Raw genomic sequence first — 19112 nt, 5'->3', positions numbered from 1 at the left:
TAATATATTGATTTTAAAAAATAAAAAATAAAATTGAAAAATAATGCATAATTAATTACTAAAAATGTTTATTTGTTGCTCGCTAATGGTATATATATTGCTCATATTATAAGAAGCAATTATTGCAGGAGAGAAGCACTGTCATAGTGCTCGCCGAAGGAGCAACGACCCCGGAAACTCTCAGGCAGAAGGACTGTAATAATTTCAAAATCTGGAGAGAAGTGCATAAACACAAGAAAGGCACTCACCGAAGGGGATGGTTGTATCTGATATGACCGAAGCTCTCAGGTACCAATGACAGATGGGGCATATACAAGGAATGCATGCATTTCGAAGGAGTGCTTTATGCCACATATTATTGTTATTGGCTCTGGAATTACTGGGGTAACTTCAGCTTATGAATTATCTCAATTAGGTTACGATGTTACCGTGATCGATAAACATCTCTATCCTGCTATGGAAACCTCTTTTGCCAATGGTGGTCAGCTTTCTGCATGCAATGCTGAAGTTTGGAATCAAAAGTCGACCGTGCTAAAAGGCATTAAATGGATGACGCGTAAAGATGCCCCGTTGTTACTAAACCCTTCCTTTGATGTACATAAGTATGCATGGTTGGTCGAATTTCTGGGCAATATTAAATATTATGAAGAGAATACCCGAGAAACGGTTAGATTGGCATTGATGGCACGTAAGCGTTTATTTGATATCGCGGACCAAGAGGATATTCAATTCGATTTGGAAAAGCGGGGAATTCTGCATTTTTATCACAATAAAGCAGATTATGAAGTCGCAACCCGTGTGAATGAATTGCTACGCACTGGTGGTCTAGAACGTCATGCGGTAACACCAGAAGAAATTAAGCGCATAGAGCCAAGCCTGACAGGGGATTATTATGGAGGATTTTATTGCCCGGGGGATGCAACTGGGGATATTCATAAATTCACTGTAGGTCTTGCCAAAGCGACACAGAAATATGGAGTGAAATATCGTTTTGGCTTGGACGTAACCGATGTTCGACATCATGACCAAGGCATCACGGTGGTTTGTAAAGCCAGTGACGAAAATATGAAGTCAGCGGAGTCGGAAACAGAATATTTAGAAGCAGATGCTATTGTGGTTTGTGGGGGGGTAGGAAGTTATCAACTAGCACATTTGCTTGGTGATAAAGTCAATGTTTATCCAGTGAAAGGATATTCGATTACCATTAATTTAGAGGATCAGCAAAGTGTGCAATATGCACCGTGGGTCAGTTTGCTGGATGAAAGTGCCAAGATTGTGACTTCACGCTTAGGCGAGAGCCGTTTAAGAATTGCGGGTACAGCGGAATTCAATGGTTATAACCGTGATATTCGGGCAGATCGTATTCAACCTTTGGTCGATTGGGCGAATAAGAACTTTGATATCTCTACTGAAAGTGTGGTGCCATGGGCAGGCTTACGCCCGATGATGCCAAATATGATGCCGATTGTACGTCGTGGGCGACGTGATCGCGTGTTTTATAACACGGGGCATGGTCATTTGGGGTGGACGCTGTCCGCAGCGACTGCGGTGATGATTAGTCAGGAAATTGCATCGGCATATCCAGCCTAATACCACTTTCGAAAAAAGCACAGATTGATTCTGTGCTTTTTTATGGTAATTATTCAGTCGTGAACACCGCAGCGAATAATTAAAAGTGATCGAAAAACTTAAACAGAGTTAGCTTTGTTAAGTTTTAATCATACAGTCGATACACGCCTGTAAAGCGTTCGCAGCCTTTTTGCTGAGTTTTAATGGTTAAAATAGCCCTTGAGTAATCAAACTGATAGTTACAGTCATGCTCATTATCTACAATATTCTGCTTCTTATCGGTAGTGGTATAGGCCAGAAAGGAAATGGTCTGAGTTTCTTTTTTATTATTGGGATTACGATAAGCTAAACCCTCAATTTTAATATTGTCCTTACTGAGCTGATGAATTTGAAGATGCACGGGATTCTTTGCAATCTTGCCATTTTCAAACTTTAAATAATGTTGGGTTAAACTCTGATTCAGTGATGTATAAAAGTTTAAGTCGTCCGTGCGCAGTTCAAATTGCTGATTAAAGCAAGACGAGGTTTTGCATTGCTGGATACGTTTAAACCAGAGTTGATGAGTATCTTCTAAGAGTCGTAAAGGGGCATCACTAATTAGAAAAGCAGTGACATACTGGTTTTGAAGCTTTTGGCGCTGTTGTTCAAAATTGCTGGAGCAAAGCGTTTTTATAGAGGAGCTATCATCAGGCTGGTTACAGTTAATTTCTTGCGCATAGCTAAGACTACTGTAAATACAACCGATACCGATGAAAGATGCTATAGTTCTAAAGAATTTAATGTCTGTATTCAACAACATGATCGCTTATACTTTCACAACACTGTGCTGGTGTAACTATAGCGAAGTCGAAACATAGAATACAAGATTTCAAACATTTATTTCTCAGGGAGTACTTATGGTCGCACAAATTCGAATTGGTCAGGGAATGGATGTCCATGCATTTGAAGAAGGTGAATTTGTCACTTTGGCGGGCGTTAAAATTTCCCATACGCAGGGTTTAAAAGCCCACTCAGATGGGGATGTGGTATTACACGCCTTATGTGATGCTTTATTGGGTGCGCTAGCATTGGGGGATATCGGTCAGCATTTCCCAGACACTGATCCAGAGTTTAAGGGTGCTGATAGTCGTGTGTTATTGCAGCATGTATATCAATTGATTTTAGATCGTGGTTATGTTTTGAATAACGCCGATATGACAGTGGCTTGTGAACGTCCAAAGCTGGCAAAATTTAATTTGCAAATGCGTCAGAGTATTGCGGACGTGTTAGACGTGGATGTTACTCAAATTAGTATTAAAGCAACAACCACAGAAAAGCTTGGATTTACTGGGCGTCAGGAAGGAATCTTGGCAACAGCTACGGTTTTAATTAGTCATCAAGCAAAATGACCAGCACTCATGAGTGACTGTTGTAACTCTTTGGTAGCTTTACGACCTTGCAGTTGTAAGGCTACAGCATGCATAAGTCCAGTCCAGGTTTCATTGGGTTCCCAGACCTTGTGTAACAGCTCTTGGGCTGTCGCGATATCCATATCCATATAATACTGGCGATATAGATACATTAAGCTGCTGACTCGCAAGTTTTTAGCGCAGTGTACCCAAACCATTTGTTCTTGCACCAAGTGATTGAGCATGTCTAAAACCAATAAGCATTGTTCATCCGACGGGGTATCCCAAAGAATTGGAATGTGGATGTAATTCAAGCCTAATTCCAAGCAAACACGATCTTCCTGTGGTAGGTGATTGTCTGCATCATTTAAAGCCAGATTAATTACGGTGGTGATACCATATTCTTTGATTAGTTGTAACTGTTCAACCGTGGGTTGTCCCGAGCTAAATAAATGTTCATGTACAAATTGGAAATGGTCGATTTGGCTTAAGGCATTTTCGAGTTGATTCATAACGCTGACTTTGCTTGGCAGTAAAACAAAACGCCATCCTTTAGGATGGCGTTGAAGGCTTAACGATTAGGTAATACATCTTTTAAAGTATTATGCATTTCTAGCAGTACTTTTTCAGTGGTATCCCAGTCAATGCAACCATCGGTAACGGATTTACCGTATTCTAAATCACACAAGTTGTCTGGAATATCTTGGCGACCACCTTTTAAGTGGCTTTCAACCATAATCCCGACAATCGATTTGTTGCCATCTACAATTTGCTCTGCAATGTTTTTAAGCACTAATGGTTGTAGGAATGGGTCTTTATTTGAGTTGGCATGACTGGTATCAATCATAATTTTGGTGCTGACTTTGGCTTTTGCTAAAGCATTTTCCGCCTCGGCAACAGAACCTGCATCATAGTTTGGTTTGCCATTACCACCACGTAATACGACGTGTGCATAAGGGTTACCGCTGGTACGAATCACCGAAACTTGACCCAGTTCGTTAAGACCTAAGAAGCTATGACCATGTTTCACTGATTGCATAGCATTGGTAGCAACAGTTAAGCCACCATCAGTTCCATTTTTAAAGCCAACAGGAGAAGAAAGACCTGAAGACATTTCACGGTGAGTTTGGCTTTCTGTGGTACGTGCACCAATGGCAGACCATGAAATCAAATCTTGGTAATACTGTGGTGAGTTAGGATCGAGTGCTTCTGTTGCACAAGGTAAACCTTTTTCATTCAATTCTAAAAGTAATTGACGACCAATGCGAAGACCTTTTTCAATATTGAATGAGTCATTCATGTCTGGATCGTTAATTAAACCTTTCCAGCCCACAGTGGTACGTGGTTTTTCAAAATACACTCGCATGACGATATAAAGTGTGTCTTTCACTTTTTCGCTGAGTACTCTTAAGCGGTCAGCATAATCGTGTGCAGCAACGGTATCATGAATAGAACATGGACCAATTACGACAAAAAGACGCTTATCTTTCCCATCTAAAATATTACGAATGGTTTCACGACCTTTAAGCACAGTTTGATATGCATTTTCAGTTAACGGCAACTCTTTTTTTAGCTCTGCTGGCGTTACTAAAGGCTGAATGCTTTTCACATTTACGTCGTCAATGTCTGATTGAGTAATAGGGGTTGGCTGTTGTGTATTCATTGCTGTCACTAGATCGATCATACAAGAGTTTTTTTAGTTGCCTGAATATAACACGATTTAATCAGTCTTTTACTATACAAAAGACCAATAAAACCGTGAAATAAACAGATTAATCGCATAGATAGTTTAAACACTGTGTGATTTTTCAACAGTATAAACCATCGCGGTGCTTGGTTTTTGTACAGGTTTGGCTTTCACTGGGTTAATCATAAAATTTACACCCAAAGCAAAAAGCGTGATTCCGAGAATCTTACGGATAATTTTTTCAGGTAAACGCGAGCTAATCAGCGTGCCGATCACAATGGCAGGAATAGAACCCACCAATAACCAGCCCAACAGGTTAAAATCGACATTACCAGAACTCATATGTCCAAGACCTGCGACGAGTGTCAGTAATACGGCATGTACAACGTCAGACCCAATAATCCGAATCATGGGTAAATTCGGGAACATAATCACCAGTGCCATAATGCCAAAGGCACCCGCACCGACTGAAGATAATGTGACAAAAATTCCGAGCACAATACCCATGATAATGATATATGCACGTTTATCTTTGGCTTGGAAATTTACTCTTTCCAAGTCTTCAGTCATGTCTAAGCGTTCATCTTTACGGAATTTATTGAAAAACCGTTCAATATGACCGCGGAAAATAATTGATACACCCGTAAGGGTCAGCATGAAGCCTAAGACCATGGTGAGCACAGCTTTATACTGTGAGGATTGGCTTAAATAATTTTCAAGGACCCAATGTGTGGCAAAAGAGGCAGGAATACTGCCGACTGCGAGCCAAATCACGATTGGCCAGACAATATTCATTTTTTTCGCATGCACCATTGAGCCGCAAAACTTGGAGATCGATGCATAGAGAAGGTCGGTTCCGATGGCAATGTGAGGCTCGATTTTAAAAAGGCTAATCAGAATCGGGGTCATTAGAGAACCACCACCGACACCCGTAATCCCTACACATAACCCAACCAAAACACCTGCAAGAATATATTCAACAGAACCAAACATGAATAGAAGCCAAATATGATAAACCATGCATATGTTATGACTTTTTAAGATAAGTGTTTGTCTTGATAAATGATTTACTTATGCAAAAAAACGCTAAAGCTTTCTGTGGCGCATAAACAAGATAAATCAATGATTCCGCATTTTGGCTTTGTTTTTGTTTTTTAAATCATTGATTAATAATATTAAAAGTAAAATGACAGGGCTGGCAAACAACCACCAGCTGACGAAACCAATTGAAATGCCAAAAGTTTCAATAAAAATGCCCGCGGCTATAAAAAAAAGAATATAGGCAAAACTACGGGTACATTGGGGAAACCGTGTAAAAAAATGCCACGCGGATTGCCGACTTTTTCCCATCTGTTTAGCACTTATTAAATATAAGCACCACATGCCAGTGAGAATGCAAAGCATGCCCAAAAGAATCATCATGAAGCATTAACCTCTTGAGTAGTTGCGATTTTCTTCGCTATTTTTTGTGTGGCCTGCATTTGAATAGGGTGAATATTCTTGTAAATAAAGATGGCTAAAATAGCGAGAAGCAGGATGAACCCGTCGATTCTTAAAAACGGCCAATAGCTGCTGAAGCTATCAATATATTGATGCTGTAAGAGGTAAATGGCATTGAAAATGACCAGACCTAAGGCAAGCAGGATGAAACAAATCAGTTGTGAGCGCCATAGCCATAGTTTAGGCGTGCAAAGTGCAGTGATGAGGCTTAAACACCAAAGCGTAAAAAAGGTATAGATCTCGTAATTGGGTAAGTTGGCGGTTAAATAGACTAGGCGGTTGCAGAGTAAATAACCCAGCATGGCGATGGGTAAACCGACAAAAGTTGCCAGATTGAGTCGATCGACCAGATAGTGCCCAAAATGAAATTGTGCTGATTTGTTTTGAAGCTGTCGTTTAAGACTCCAGAGGAGTAAACCTGAAGCAATCATGCAACAGCCCAATAAGCCTGAGAAAAAGAAGGCTAGTCTAAGTGCGGGTTGGGCAAAAGTGGCCATATGTAAGCCATAGACACCAAAATTTAAAGTTGCAATTGCACTGTCATTACGCGTGTTGTGGATAATTTGTGCATCTGTACCGCGTAAAGTGATTTGCGCTTGGTTGCCTGTGATGCTGTGATCTTGTAATTGAGTGAAGGTATACACAGCTTGATTGGTATTGGGATTTTGAACGGCAATGGAACGAAGTTCTTGTTGTCCCCATTGTTGCTCAACGGTATGTAATAAGCTTGTCATACTCAAATTGGGTTGCGCTAAAGCAGATGTATCTTGTTGAATGGCTTGGCTACGAATTTCTGTGAAGTACTGGTAAGGGTTATCGGGGTAAAGTGCTTTCATTCCCCAAGGCAAATATAAATAGAAAAAAATGGCTAAACCCGTGAAGGTGATCATTAAGAAAAAAGGTAAAGCAATCACGGAGCTGACGTTATGGAAGTCTAGCCAGGAGCGTTGTGATTTAAAGGTACGCAGTGTAAAGAAATCGGTGAAGATCTTTTTATGCGTGATGATGCCTGAAATTAATGCAATCAGCATGATGAATGCAGCGAAGCAAACCACTAAGCGGCCAATTTGAATGGGTAAACCAAACAGTTGATAATGAAATCGATAGAAAAAATCTCCACCTTCAGTCGCTGAAAGATTCAACTCTTGCCCAGAATTTGCATCAAGTATTTTACGTTCATAGCCACCATCTGCTTTTTGCCAATAAATGCTATTCACTGGTGATTCTGCTGTGGCGACCGCTATAAACCAGGATTTGGCATCGGGGGCATGACTGTGCAAATATTGACTGGCAGACTGAATGGCAACTTGTTGTTGGATTTCGTATTTTGCCAGTTCTGGCTGCATCCATAAGTTAATTTCATGGCGGTAGTAAGATGCAGTCCCCATAAGAAAGATCGCAAAGATCACCCAGCCCAGTAGTAACCCTGTCCATGAGTGTAACCATGCCATGGATTGTCGAATACTTTTATGCATGAGTTAACGTATTCCCATCAGAACGAACAAAAGGGCACAGCATGTTCCTGCGCTGACGATTGACAGCTTGAGCAGCGACTGCATACAAAAACTGAAAATGACAAATGCAGCATAAAAAATAATGCTGACAAAGGCTGCCAGATAAATGGCTTCTGCTTTAGGCAGGTGATGATGCATCAAATAAGTTAAATCTAGACTGAGTAGCCCAGCGCACATAAAACCTATGACAAAAGCCACAACAAAGCGATACAGCACTTGTAGGCGATAGGTCAAGTTAATGGGGCGTGACTTAGTCATAAATTGGATCACTATGGAAATACAGAAAAGCCAAGTCTGAGTAGCTAGACTTGGCGGATTTCTTAATATTTAAATTTTAAAGCAACGTTATAGTTTGCAGAAGCACCGTAATAACCTTGTCCACCAGAAAGTCCAGTGAGGTACTTTTCATTGGTCAAATTATTACCATTTACTTGCACTAAAACATGTGGATTCACTTCATAGCTTGCCATTAGATTGAATAAAGCATAAGCATCTTGAGTAATCGCTGCATAAGAAGTGTCTTGAATGTCATCTTGCCATTTTACGCTGGCACCAAGTTTGAGTTTAGGAAGTTGCGGTACGGTATAAGATGCTAAAGCGTTAACGGTTTGGGTTGGAATATTGACACGGGCTTTTTCACCAGATTCCATGTTTTTTAGACTAAATGTGGAGAAACCGAAGACAAGGTCGAGATTATCCGTCATTTTTCCAGATAGACCAACTTCTACGCCTTGCGAGCGTACTGTGCCAATATCAGACGTGTATTTGTTATAGGTCGCATCCCATAGGGGATTTAAGGCGAAATTATCTTCGTCAGTTCTAAATATTGCCAAGTTCCCTGTTAGTGCACCATCTAACCATGAACTTTTGACACCTAGCTCATAACTTTCACCTTCAACAGGAACCGCGGTTTGTTTGGTCGCAAGGTCAATTACCGTTTGCGGTCGGAAGATAGAGGTATAGCTCATATAACCCGTATATTCAGGTGTGAAGTTATAGGTCAATCCCGCATAAGGTGAAACTTTATCTTCCTTGTATTCCAGTGTGTCAATTTCAGTATAGTTTGCACCCAGAAGCAGTTTCAAATCATCATTAAGATGCAAACGTGTAGCAGTGTAAACCGATTTCATTACACGTTCTTCGGGTGTTGCGGTATAGAACTCGCCCCACGTGGGTTCTGCAGGTGACCAGCTGGCTTGATCAGTTGTATAAGTTCCTAAATTGCTGCCATACGAATAGACACTTTGGGCTGTATATTTTGACCAGTTATAACCGATATTGGCTTCATGACGTTGCCCAAAAAGCGGGAAGGTCCCTTGAATATCCGCATTGGCGGTGGTTTCTTTAAACTTCTGATTGTAAATTTCTGGATAGAGATAAATGCCAGAGGTATTGTCCGTTGCAGATGGTGAGCCGCTTAAATACAGCATTTTGTCACGCACTTCTGACTCTTTCAGATTGTAGCCGAGTCTTAATTTCCAGTCGCCAGCCAGTTGTTGTTTGATATTGGCAAAATAGTTGTCTATGTCCCAGTCATAATACGTCCAGGACGGTGCATAGTTATAGCTACGCGAATAACTTAACGGCTCTCCCGCTGTATTGACTAGAGGTAATGCGCCCCATTGAGAACCGTTGGCATATTGATGAGTTTTGGAATAGCCCACGGAAGCAACGGTGCTATCCGTTAGGTCTGCTTCAAGAATCCCTTGGAAACCATTTTTTTCCTCTGAATAGCGGTCTAAATATGAATTTCCAGTTTTTTCATAACCAATTAAACGTCCACGTAAGCGTCCATCTTGAGTTAGTGAACCTGAAACATCCGCTTCATAACGTTGTGTATCCCAAGAGCCATAGCTGATTCCTGCATTGGCTTGAAACTCTTTGGTTGGGCGTTTGCGAATATAATTAATAGTTGCCCCAGGATCACCTAGGGCATTGGTCAGGGCATCGGCACCTTTCACGACTTCTACTCGATCGTAAAAATAGTTATCTGCATCACTGTTATTGTAGTTATAGCTATCGACCTGAGGAATCCCAATCCCATCTACGAGAATATTTGAAATATCAAAACCACGCGCCGTATAGGTCGTACGGTTGGTTTCTAATCCTGTGACGGTCACCCCTGGGGTATTGTTTAAAATATCTCGTGTGGAGGTGAGGTTAAAGTCATCCATTTGCTGACGCGTTACCACATTCACCGTTTGCGGTGTTTCCTGCGCATCTATATTTAGCTTGGTAGCACTACGACTTGATTTAACGGTATAGGCTTTGGTTTTTTCAGAACTCTGATCGCTATTGCTTTCTGCTTGTAGCTGAATAGTGGAGAGGGTCGCAACATCATCTTCAGCATAGCTTAAGTTGATCTGGGTAATGGTGAGAGCCAGTAGAGAATACTTAAACAGCGCAGTTGGTTTAGACATGATTAATGTTAATGCAAATAATTATCATTAATATTATTTGTAACTTTAATAATGATCAATTGTAAGGTTATTGTAAATCTAGATTAAATACAGAAAATTCATGGCTAAATTAGATTTTAGTTGGCGGTTTAGATTTGTGCTTTATCCGTTCGCATAAATTTTTCAAATGCCATGGCTATGCTAGAATATTCAGGTGTTTAACTTTGAACAGAGCATAAAGTCTTGAACAACAAAAAACTAAAAATAGGCATTGTCGTCGGTGAGGTTTCTGGCGACACGCTGGGAGCTAAATTAATCCGCAGTTTTCGTGAGCAAGGTATTGATGCTGAGTTTGAAGGAATTGGTGGTCCACAAATGATCGCTGAAGGATTTCAGAGTTACTATCCCATGGATATTTTATCGGTGATGGGCATTGTAGAAGTCTTAAAAGATATTAAAAAGTTATTTGCAGTGCGTGATGGGCTAGTTGAAAAATGGTCGAAAAATCCAGTGGATGTTTTTATTGGAATTGATGCTCCAGATTTTAATTTACGGCTCTCCAAAAGTTTAAAGCAAAAGCAATTACCAATTAAAACTGTGCAGTACGTCAGTCCTTCGGTTTGGGCATGGCGACAAGGGCGAGTTCACGGGATTAGAGCCAGTATTGATTTAGTCCTGTGTCTATTTCCATTTGAAAAAGCGTTTTATAAAAAATTTGATGTGACTGCCGCGTTTGTAGGGCATCCTTTGGCAAGTCAGTTGCCATTAAAAAATGATTTGATTGAGGCAAAGCAGGAGCTTGGCTTGGCAACCAATCAAAAGCATATTGCCTTATTGCCGGGGAGCCGCCGTGGTGAAGTTGAGCGTTTAGGGCCATTGGTATTACAAGCGGGAGAGATTCTAAGTCAAAAATATCCAGATTATGAGTTTCTTATTCCAGCCATTAATGATGCCCGTAAACAGCAGATTGAGCATTTACTGCAACATTATTCAGATACCTTCCGCGCTAAAGTCCATTTATTGGAAAATAGTGACACCGAATCGAAAATTGGTCGTCAGGTCATGAATGCTGCGAATATTGTTGCTTTGGCGTCAGGAACCGCCACGTTGGAAGCCATGTTGTTACATCGTCCCATGGTGACATTTTATAAGCTCAATTCTTTGACGTATTTTATTGCGAAATTATTAATAAAGATTCCTTATTATTCATTGCCGAATATTATTGCGGGTAAAAAAGTAATTCGAGAGCTCATTCAAAATGATGCGACACCTGAGAATTTAGCCCATGAAATTGAAAAACTAATGAACATTGAGGTGTCGCAAATTCAAGTTATGCAGCATATTACCATGCATAAACAGTTACTCTCAGGCAATAGTGAAGATCCAGTACAGGCCATTTTAAACTTGCTGAATTCGGGCAATAACGCTGCAACTACTGCATAAATTGTTGTCGATATTGACTTGGGGTTACTTCAAATTGTTTTTTAAAACTTTGACTGAATGCTGTTTCTGAGGCGTAGCCAACCAAGTGTGCAATTTGCTGAATGTTGTATTGTCCGTGCCTGAGGTAGCGAGAGGCAACCCGAAGCCGATGTTGTTGCAAATAGGCAAGCGGTGTTTCTCCAACCATTTGGCTAAAAAGTTGTGCAAATTTGGAACGAGACATACAGCACTGTTCGGCAAGCGTTTCTACCGTCCACGCTTGTTGCGGGTGTCCATGAATTGCAGCTAAGGCATTGGAAAGCTCGGGATGGGATAAAGCACTTAACCAGTTTTGACCATCCTGTGATTGCAAGATGTAATCTCTGACACATTCAATAAAGAAAATACTGACTAAATGATCCAAGATTTTGTCGCGTCCTGGCTGTAATTTAAAGGTTTCTACTGCTAAAAACTGAAGACCAATTTGCAGCCATTCTGGAATGCTTTGACCATTAAGCTGATGTAAATGAATATAGTGCGGTAGGGCATTTAATAACGGACGCGCCATCATACTGTCCATATGGCAGCGGATTGCCAAGATGACCGTTTGCTCACCTTGACCACTGCCAAATTCAATACTTTTTTCACCTGTTTCATCAAAGCGGTGGGTGATATTCAGAGTATCCACAAAGGGATGATGTGTGTTAAATGCAGTATGACTGACTCCAGAAGGAATCAGGATTAAATCTCCAGCATAGGCTTGAACCTGTGTAGATCCATCTAATTCAATTATGGCTTTTCCGCTCACCATGACATAAGCAACCATGGCACTCTGGTCCTGATAGTAAATACACCAGTCACCTTGTGCCTTTAAATAGATATATTCCGACTTATTGAGATGAATATCATCAAAAATTTTACTCAGTGCATCCATGTCTTATCTTGCTGTTTAATTAAGTGAAATATAAAAATTTTCTAAATATTTTATATGTGCTTTTGGGTCATTCTATATCATTTTAAGCCAAAGACTTTGGCGCAGTTATTTTGGACGCTGACAACTGTTGAAGCAGCTTGAATTAGGAAAATATATAGATAACAAAATAAGAAGGAAAGTATTGCAGATGAATGCAACAGTAAAAATGACTGAACAGAATGGACTGCCATTAGCAAAGAAAAAAGGTTTAGCTTTAGATAAAAAACGCTATTTGTGGGCGATTAGCCCTGCCTTACCAGTAATTGGCTTGGGAATTCTAGCGGGGTACCAATTTGCACCACGCCCCCTGAAGAAAGCCTTTGCTTTAGGTGGGCCAATATTATTACACGTCATTATTCCAGCCATAGACGCGCTGATTGGTCAAGATAACAATAATCCCAGTACCGAGGATGTGCAGCTACTTGAACAAGACCCGTATTACTCACGTTTAGTAAAAACCTTCATTCCGCTACAGTACGCTGCAAATATTTATGCCTGTTATTTAGTTGGACGTCAGCAAACATCCTTCGTCGATAAAATATTATTGGGTATTTCCATGGGGGCAATTAATGGGATTGCCGTCAATACGGCCCACGAGTTAAGTCATAAATCCCATCGACTGGATCATATTTTGTCGCATTTGGCACTGGTGCCCACCGGCTATAATCACTTTCGGGTCGAGCATCCTTATGGTCATCATAAACGTGCAGCGACTCCAGAGGATCCGGCTTCTTCCCGAATGGGGGAAACTTTTTATGAGTTTTTGCCAAGAACGGTAATCGGCTCATTTCGCTCTGCGATCAACATTGAAAGTAATCGTCTGAAACGCAAAGGGAAAACCTTTTGGTCTAAGGACAATGAATTGTTACAAGGCTGGGGCATGAGTGCCACATTTCATGCCAGTATGATTAAAATGTTCGGTGTGGGCATTCTTCCTTATTTAGCGACTCAAGCTTTATATGGCATCAGTTTATTTGAAATCATTAATTATATTGAACATTATGGCTTACTGCGCCAAAAAGATGAAAATGGAAAATATGTACGGACCATGCCGGAGCATAGCTGGAATAACAACAATATTGTAACTAACTTATTTTTATATCAATTACAGCGTCATTCGGATCACCATGCTTACCCAACGCGGCCATTTCAAGCTTTGCGCCACTTTGATGAAGCCCCCGAGCTGCCAAGCGGTTATGCCAGTATGCTGTTACCCGCGATGATTCCACCACTGTGGTTTAAAATCATGGATCAACGCGTTTTTGATCATTATGAGGGTGATTTAAATAAAGCCAATATTCATCCAAAACGCCGTGCTAAAATTTTTAAAAAGTTTGCAATGAGGGATCAATTGCTTCATCCATAAGCATGCGCTATACCGCTCAGCCTCAAGTTTGAATGACATCAATGGGGGCAATTGATGTCATTTTTGCATGGTGGCTAGAGTGTTTTTTCCATCCAGATTTCACAGGCGTGGCTGTGACCGGTATGGCCTTTGGGGGCTTGTAAATGTTGAAATCCTAATTTTTCATAAAGTTTTACGGCTTGCCATAGCGATGAGGTTGTTTCCAAATAACAGCATGCATAGTGATGTGCTTGAGCAAATGTAAAGCATTGTTCAAGGAGTTGTTTGGCTAAGCCATGTCCACGAAGTTCTGGTAAAAAGTACATCTTTTGAATTTCAAGTGTTTCGCTATCCCCTTGGAGTGGAGACAATCCACCACCACCTAAAATCTCACCTTGTGTATTTTCGATCACCCAGTATTGAGCATTCGGCTGACTATAGACCTGATATAAATTATCTAAAATTGGATCGGCAACGGCAAAACCGGACTCTGCGGCAAGTCCATATTCTTTGGAAACTTCACGGATAATTTGTGCGATTCGGGCATTATCTCGTTCTTGAATGGGGCGAATTTGAAACATGGATTGAGGTGAATATGATAAACGATGGATTGTTATAACAAAAAATCCATCGTTTGTATGGTGGGACAGGACGTAGATAGAAAATTATTTCAACTCACTAGAGCTTTTTCCAAGTTCACGTCGGGCAATAATGAGTTGTTGAATTTGCTGTGTACCTTCAAAAATATCCAAGATTTTTGAATCACGTGCCCATTTCTCTAAAAGTTCGGTTTCGGTATAGCCGACAGATGCTGCGAGTTCAACACATTTCAGGGTAATCTCATTACCTACGCGTCCTGCTTTCGCTTTTGCTATGGAGGCTTCTTTGGAATTTGGCATTTTGTTATCTGCCATCCATGTCGCTTTTAACATCAGGAGCCGAGCCGCCTCCCATTCGGCTTCCATCTTATGAATTTGTGCCACCAGATTCGAACATTGTAGATAGGGGGTTGCATAGTGTGGGTCAAGTTGATCCTGAAAAATCTCTTTGATGCGTTGCAGTGATGCTTTGGCACAACCAATGGCCATAGCTGCCACCAGAGGGCGGGTGTTGTCAAAGGTTTCCATCACCCCTGCAAAACCCTTGGCCATATCAATGTCTGCATTGCCGAGGAGATTTTCAGCTGGTACACGACATTGGTCGAAGCGAATCACTGCAGTATCCGAGGCTTTGATGCCCAGTTTGTGTTCTAAACGCTCAACAGTCATGCCGGCTGTACCTTTAGGCACCACAAAAGATTTAATGGCGGCACGCCCTAGCTTTTTGTCCAGTGTCGCCCAGACGACTACAGAGTCAGCACGTGCTCCAGAAGTGACAAATATTTTTTCGCCATTCAAAATGTAGTCGTTCCCATCTTTGCTTGCTGTGGTGCGGATGGCTGCTGAATCTGAACCACAATTCGGCTCGGTAATCGCCATTGCCGCCCAAGTACCCTTAAAGCGTTCCAATTGCTCATCATTTGCCACTGCGGCAATCGCTGAATTGCCCAGTCCTTGTCGTGGCATGGAAAGCAGTAATCCTGTATCGCCATAACACATTTCTACAATTCCTAAGGCGGTAGACATATTGACGCCATTTTTATTGCTATCATCTTGCGTACCACGCTTGCCTACAGCAGCACCAGCATTAATTCCTTCACCGCCATCATTCATGCCATCCAACAGGGATGCCAACATATCTAATTCTTTAGGGTAGGCATGTTCAGCTTTATCGTATTTACGTGAAATGGGTCTAAGTACATTAAGTGCGACTTCGTGAGCCTGATCTAATAAAATTTTGAATTTTTTAGGATTTTGTAAGTTCATGCAGGATGCCTTTTAATTATTTTAAGCGTGTAAGCCAGAATGCAGAATTGCAGTTGCACGTAAATCGCGGTACCAGCGTTCTACTGGATGTTCTTTGGTAAAGCCGTGTCCCCCTAAAATTTGTACACCATCGGTGCCAATTTTCATGGACTTTTCAGCGCAGAGTAAGCGGGCTAAATAGGCTTCTCGATGAAAATCTTGCCCAGCTTCTGCCAAGCTTGCTGCATTCAAAACCAGCATGCGCATGGCATCAATTTCAATGGCCATATCTGCAATCATAAATGCCACACTTTGACGGTGTGAGATGGGTTCGCCAAAGGCCGTTCGCTCATTGGCATATTGAATACAATAGTGTTTCACCGCTTCACATGTACCGACAGCCATGGCACACCACATTAAATTGCCTAAATCGATAAATGCCGCATAATCAAAATCATCATCTCCCAGCAGTTCAGCAGGGGTCTGGTTAAAATGTAAGGTCATGGTTTCAGTGGCTTTTAAACCCATAGCAGGGCATTTTTTAGCAGTTATAGTGGCATCACGTTTCACCACAAAAATTTCAGGCTGTCCGAGATATTCTGCGCTGACCAAAAATAGATCGGCACTTTCTCCAAGCAATACCAAAGTTTTTTCGCCCTGAATTACAAATTGCTGATTCACCCATTGTGCTTTGGTTTTAAGTTTGTGTGGATTAAAAGCAGGGGTATTTTCTTGTACAGCAAAGCTGGCACGGATGCGATCATCCTCTGCAAAAGCCTTAAGATAGGTAGCTTGAACTTGAGGCGATCCCCACTGAGTCATGGCGTTAATCACACTAAAAGTAGAAAGCATGCCAGCAGTTAAGCTAAAGTCACCTTTGGCCAAATGTTCTGCGATGAGAATGTGGCTGACAATGTCTTTTTCAGTAGCAACACCGCCCAAGGCTTCGGGTAAGGCATAATAATTCAGCCCCAAGTCTTGTAGGTGTTGCCATAAAACTTCAGGAAATTTTTCTTCATGATCTGCCTGATGTGCAAGCGAATAAAGGACTTCTGAAGCAAATTGGCTCATGGCATCACATGTCAGTTGCTGCTCTTCAGTCAAGTTCAGATCAAACAAAGCTTTTGATTGATTAGATAAACGTTGCCTAGGATGCTGCTCAGTTTTAGTGAATAATTTTTGTGTTTGACTCAGTGTTTTGAAACTTGTTTTTGAACCTTGATATAAAGATTTTTCTACAAATTTTCTCAGTTTAAGCTGATCAAGGACATCACTGCCTGCAATTTTCGTAATCAGCGACAAGCCTAGTCCCTGAGCTTTATTCACCATATTTGTCATTATTTTCATTCCATATGTGCAGGATTGCTATTTTTATGCTGACATGTGGCTGTTTAAAAAACTATGTCATTGTTGACATGTAAGATTGTCAAAGATAAACGGTAAATTAAATTTTAATATTAACTTAAGATTTTGATTTTTATGCGAATTATAAAGCGATCAGGATGTAGGGTAAGGAAGCAGTTGACTAGAATGACGCGATGGTCATTCTAGTCCAAACTATTAAATGAATGATTTAATCATATCGCGGACATTGGTCTTGGCATCAATTACCGTCATAAAAGTATAAGCCCCAATAAACTTGCGACTTATAAACATAAACTCTTTGGGTGGAACACTAAAATAGCGTGAAGCCATTGATTTAGACGCTTGTTGCATCACTCGACTATGGAGTTGGCTTTTTTTCCAGTCATAACGATATTGTTCATCCATAACGCCAGCGGGAAGTTCTTTATTATTGGCAGGGCAGCTAAAAGCTTCGGTGGCCAGTAAAAACACTTTTGCCATATCTGGCTTAATACTTTGAGGAATAGAGTCAAAAAACTCATAGCCCGTCATGGCATTGACCATGGCTTGCGGATCGTGCTGATAACCCGCATGAATTAAATTTCTTGCCACACTTAAGAGGTGTTGATCGAACTGACGAATCGCGCCAAAGTCCAACAATACGATTTGATCAGGTTGTTGCTCACCATCTCCTAGGCGAACCAAATAGTTGCCAAAGTTCGGATCGGTTTGCATTTCACCCCATTCAAAAATTTCTCTTACCGCAATTTCTAAAGAGGCTTCACCTAAACGGTTACGACGGTCTTGTGGTAAAGACAGCATCACAGGACTATTAATTGGCACACCACGTTCAAAGGTCATGCACAAAATTTGGTCGGTACAAAACTCATCGACGATTTCAGGCACGATATAACGCGGATCCTCTTTTAGGCGCTCGGCAAAACGTCGAGTTGTGGCGGCTTCAATATCATAATTCACTTCACGATGCATCATGTCGCGAACTTCTTCAAACCATTGGTCAAACTCACGGGTTTGCGGAACCATGCGCGTGAGCTTCAACATATTCTTGAACAGGCTCATATCTGAATCAATGGCATCAGCCACACCAGGATATTGAATCTTAAGTACCAATTCTAATCCATCAGATTTACGTGTCGCACGGTGAACTTGAGCCAGTGAAGCGGTGCCTAATGGTTCATGATCAATCGTCAATTCATGAATTTTCTCGCCCAACTGCTGCTCTAAATGATGCTTGATTGCAGGCCAAGCCAAGGCGACAGTTTGATTATTCAGCGTATTTAAGGCTTGTGTGATTTCTTCAGGTAAAAAATGCTCGCCATACAGCGCCATCATTTGCCCAATTTTCACAATTGAACCTTTCAGTTTGCCAATTTCAGCCACCAAATAGTCGGCTTGTTCTTTCATGGCTCTTTTACGCTTTTTTTCTTTTTCAGCTTCGCTGGAAAACATGGATGTCGCGTTTGAAGCTGCCCAACGTGTCCCAGCCAGTAAGGATGCTTTTGCAATAGATAAGCGACGATCCATAGAGGAGGTTTTCAGTTGTTTGAGCTTATCGTTCTGATCTGACATTCAATGCAATCCTTAATCAGCAATTCACAGAAAAGTTAATTGTAACGGATATTAACGTGTCTTCACGTATTAAAAAAGTTCAAGTTGCTGAATGACTCAGTTAATTTTAAATTTACACTCGGTTTTAACGTTGAATAAAAATCATTACATGTGAAATTTAATCTTGAGGCTTTCTTTTCTAGAAAGTTGCAATTTATGCGTCTGAATATAAGTGCTAATCATTTCCTGTACGCTGATATGGCTAAAACCATGAGCATAACCTTTCACGATCACAATACTGGGTAAGCTAAAAAATAAATATTTGGCGTCATCTAATGTGGGTTGATTAAAGACTTGTTGTTCAGAGAGTTGCTGCAGTAAAAATAATTTTTCCGATTGAATTGAGGAAGATTCATCATTCCAAAAGTTTTGGCGCATGGCCATCAGGTTGTTGTGCTTGTAGCTCATAGTGAGAATAAGAGTAAATAGTGCCTTTATATATAAGACGCGATCCAACAGGTTTCAAGTTGCATTTCGAGTGATTGGTGAGTGTTTTGT

General features: G+C 41.0%; 17 protein-coding genes and 1 riboswitch. Of the genes, 4 read left to right on the top strand and 13 right to left on the bottom strand.

Annotated elements, in window-relative coordinates; all coding sequences use genetic code 11:
* Nucleotides 1-115 precede the first annotated feature (115 nt).
* A riboswitch (glycine riboswitch) is annotated at nt 116-206 on the top strand.
* Nucleotides 207-345: 139 nt separating this feature from the next.
* Nucleotides 346-1590 carry a D-amino acid dehydrogenase gene (locus tag AC6CHI_RS10510; protein ID WP_498121165.1) on the top strand — a complete coding sequence of 415 codons (1245 nt, stop codon included), beginning with the start codon at nt 346-348 and terminating at the stop codon, nt 1588-1590.
* A gap of 124 nt (nt 1591-1714) precedes the next feature.
* Here AC6CHI_RS10510 and AC6CHI_RS10505 read toward each other — a convergent pair whose 3' ends face one another.
* Nucleotides 1715-2368: an A1S_1983 family putative colistin resistance protein gene (locus AC6CHI_RS10505; protein ID WP_498121163.1), complete on the bottom strand. Its 654-nt coding sequence runs from the start codon at nt 2366-2368 to the stop codon at nt 1715-1717.
* A 97-nt stretch (nt 2369-2465) separates the two neighbouring features.
* Between AC6CHI_RS10505 and ispF the strand changes: the two genes are divergently transcribed.
* Nucleotides 2466-2957 carry a 2-C-methyl-D-erythritol 2,4-cyclodiphosphate synthase gene (ispF, locus tag AC6CHI_RS10500; protein ID WP_498121162.1) on the top strand — a complete coding sequence of 164 codons (492 nt, stop codon included), beginning with the start codon at nt 2466-2468 and terminating at the stop codon, nt 2955-2957.
* On the opposite strand, the gene AC6CHI_RS10495 is transcribed toward ispF, so the two are convergent.
* From AC6CHI_RS10495 to AC6CHI_RS10470, 6 genes are all read right to left on the bottom strand, one after another.
* A complete protein-coding gene (locus AC6CHI_RS10495) occupies nt 2945-3469 on the bottom strand; it encodes a protein tyrosine phosphatase family protein (protein ID WP_498121161.1) in 525 nt (174 codons plus the stop codon). The genes ispF and AC6CHI_RS10495 overlap by 13 nt on opposite strands.
* Before the next feature lie 59 nt (nt 3470-3528).
* On the bottom strand, nt 3529-4620 hold the full coding sequence (locus AC6CHI_RS10490) for a 3-deoxy-7-phosphoheptulonate synthase (RefSeq protein WP_458892205.1): 1092 nt from the start codon (nt 4618-4620) through the stop codon (nt 3529-3531).
* Between the two features lie 126 nt (nt 4621-4746).
* Nucleotides 4747-5637 carry a sulfite exporter TauE/SafE family protein gene (locus AC6CHI_RS10485; RefSeq protein WP_458892204.1) on the bottom strand — a complete coding sequence of 297 codons (891 nt, stop codon included), beginning with the start codon at nt 5635-5637 and terminating at the stop codon, nt 4747-4749.
* 425 nt (nt 5638-6062) lie between these two features.
* Nucleotides 6063-7619, bottom strand: coding sequence for a PepSY-associated TM helix domain-containing protein (locus AC6CHI_RS10480; protein WP_498121159.1), 1557 nt, complete (start codon nt 7617-7619; stop codon nt 6063-6065).
* A 3-nt stretch (nt 7620-7622) separates the two neighbouring features.
* Nucleotides 7623-7916 (bottom strand): hypothetical protein, encoded by a 294-nt coding sequence (locus AC6CHI_RS10475; RefSeq protein ID WP_498121157.1) that lies wholly within the window; start codon nt 7914-7916, stop codon nt 7623-7625.
* 62 nt (nt 7917-7978) lie between these two features.
* Nucleotides 7979-10078 carry a TonB-dependent siderophore receptor gene (locus tag AC6CHI_RS10470; RefSeq protein WP_498121155.1) on the bottom strand — a complete coding sequence of 700 codons (2100 nt, stop codon included), beginning with the start codon at nt 10076-10078 and terminating at the stop codon, nt 7979-7981.
* A 222-nt stretch (nt 10079-10300) separates the two neighbouring features.
* Between AC6CHI_RS10470 and lpxB the strand changes: the two genes are divergently transcribed.
* On the top strand, nt 10301-11500 hold the full coding sequence (gene lpxB / locus AC6CHI_RS10465; protein ID WP_498121153.1) for a lipid-A-disaccharide synthase: 1200 nt from the start codon (nt 10301-10303) through the stop codon (nt 11498-11500).
* Here the strand turns inward: lpxB and AC6CHI_RS10460 are convergent.
* Entirely contained in the window at nt 11490-12413 is a 924-nt protein-coding gene (locus AC6CHI_RS10460; protein ID WP_498121151.1) for an AraC family transcriptional regulator, read from the bottom strand. The genes lpxB and AC6CHI_RS10460 overlap by 11 nt on opposite strands.
* 205 nt (nt 12414-12618) lie before the next feature.
* Between AC6CHI_RS10460 and AC6CHI_RS10455 the strand changes: the two genes are divergently transcribed.
* Nucleotides 12619-13818 carry an alkane 1-monooxygenase gene (locus tag AC6CHI_RS10455; protein WP_498121248.1) on the top strand — a complete coding sequence of 400 codons (1200 nt, stop codon included), beginning with the start codon at nt 12619-12621 and terminating at the stop codon, nt 13816-13818.
* Between the two features lie 74 nt (nt 13819-13892).
* Here AC6CHI_RS10455 and AC6CHI_RS10450 read toward each other — a convergent pair whose 3' ends face one another.
* The 5 genes from AC6CHI_RS10450 to AC6CHI_RS10430 form a co-directional block, all read right to left on the bottom strand.
* Nucleotides 13893-14378, bottom strand: coding sequence for a GNAT family N-acetyltransferase (locus AC6CHI_RS10450; protein ID WP_458892199.1), 486 nt, complete (start codon nt 14376-14378; stop codon nt 13893-13895).
* 84 nt (nt 14379-14462) lie between these two features.
* Nucleotides 14463-15662, bottom strand: a complete 1200-nt coding sequence (locus AC6CHI_RS10445) for an acyl-CoA dehydrogenase family protein (RefSeq protein ID WP_498121150.1) — start codon at nt 15660-15662, stop codon at nt 14463-14465.
* Between the two features lie 21 nt (nt 15663-15683).
* The gene (locus AC6CHI_RS10440) at nt 15684-16970 is read right to left on the bottom strand and encodes an acyl-CoA dehydrogenase family protein (RefSeq protein WP_498121246.1); all 1287 of its coding nucleotides are present in this window, start codon (nt 16968-16970) and stop codon (nt 15684-15686) included.
* 231 nt (nt 16971-17201) lie between these two features.
* Complete coding sequence (locus AC6CHI_RS10435; RefSeq protein WP_498121149.1) at nt 17202-18575, bottom strand: ABC1 kinase family protein; 1374 nt, start codon at nt 18573-18575, stop codon at nt 17202-17204.
* A gap of 144 nt (nt 18576-18719) precedes the next feature.
* Complete coding sequence (locus AC6CHI_RS10430; RefSeq protein WP_498121148.1) at nt 18720-19022, bottom strand: hypothetical protein; 303 nt, start codon at nt 19020-19022, stop codon at nt 18720-18722.
* Nucleotides 19023-19112 lie beyond the last annotated feature (90 nt).

This window comes from Acinetobacter sp. GQ146 (genome assembly GCF_059758585.1).
This window is presented reverse-complemented; position numbering and strand designations above follow the sequence as displayed.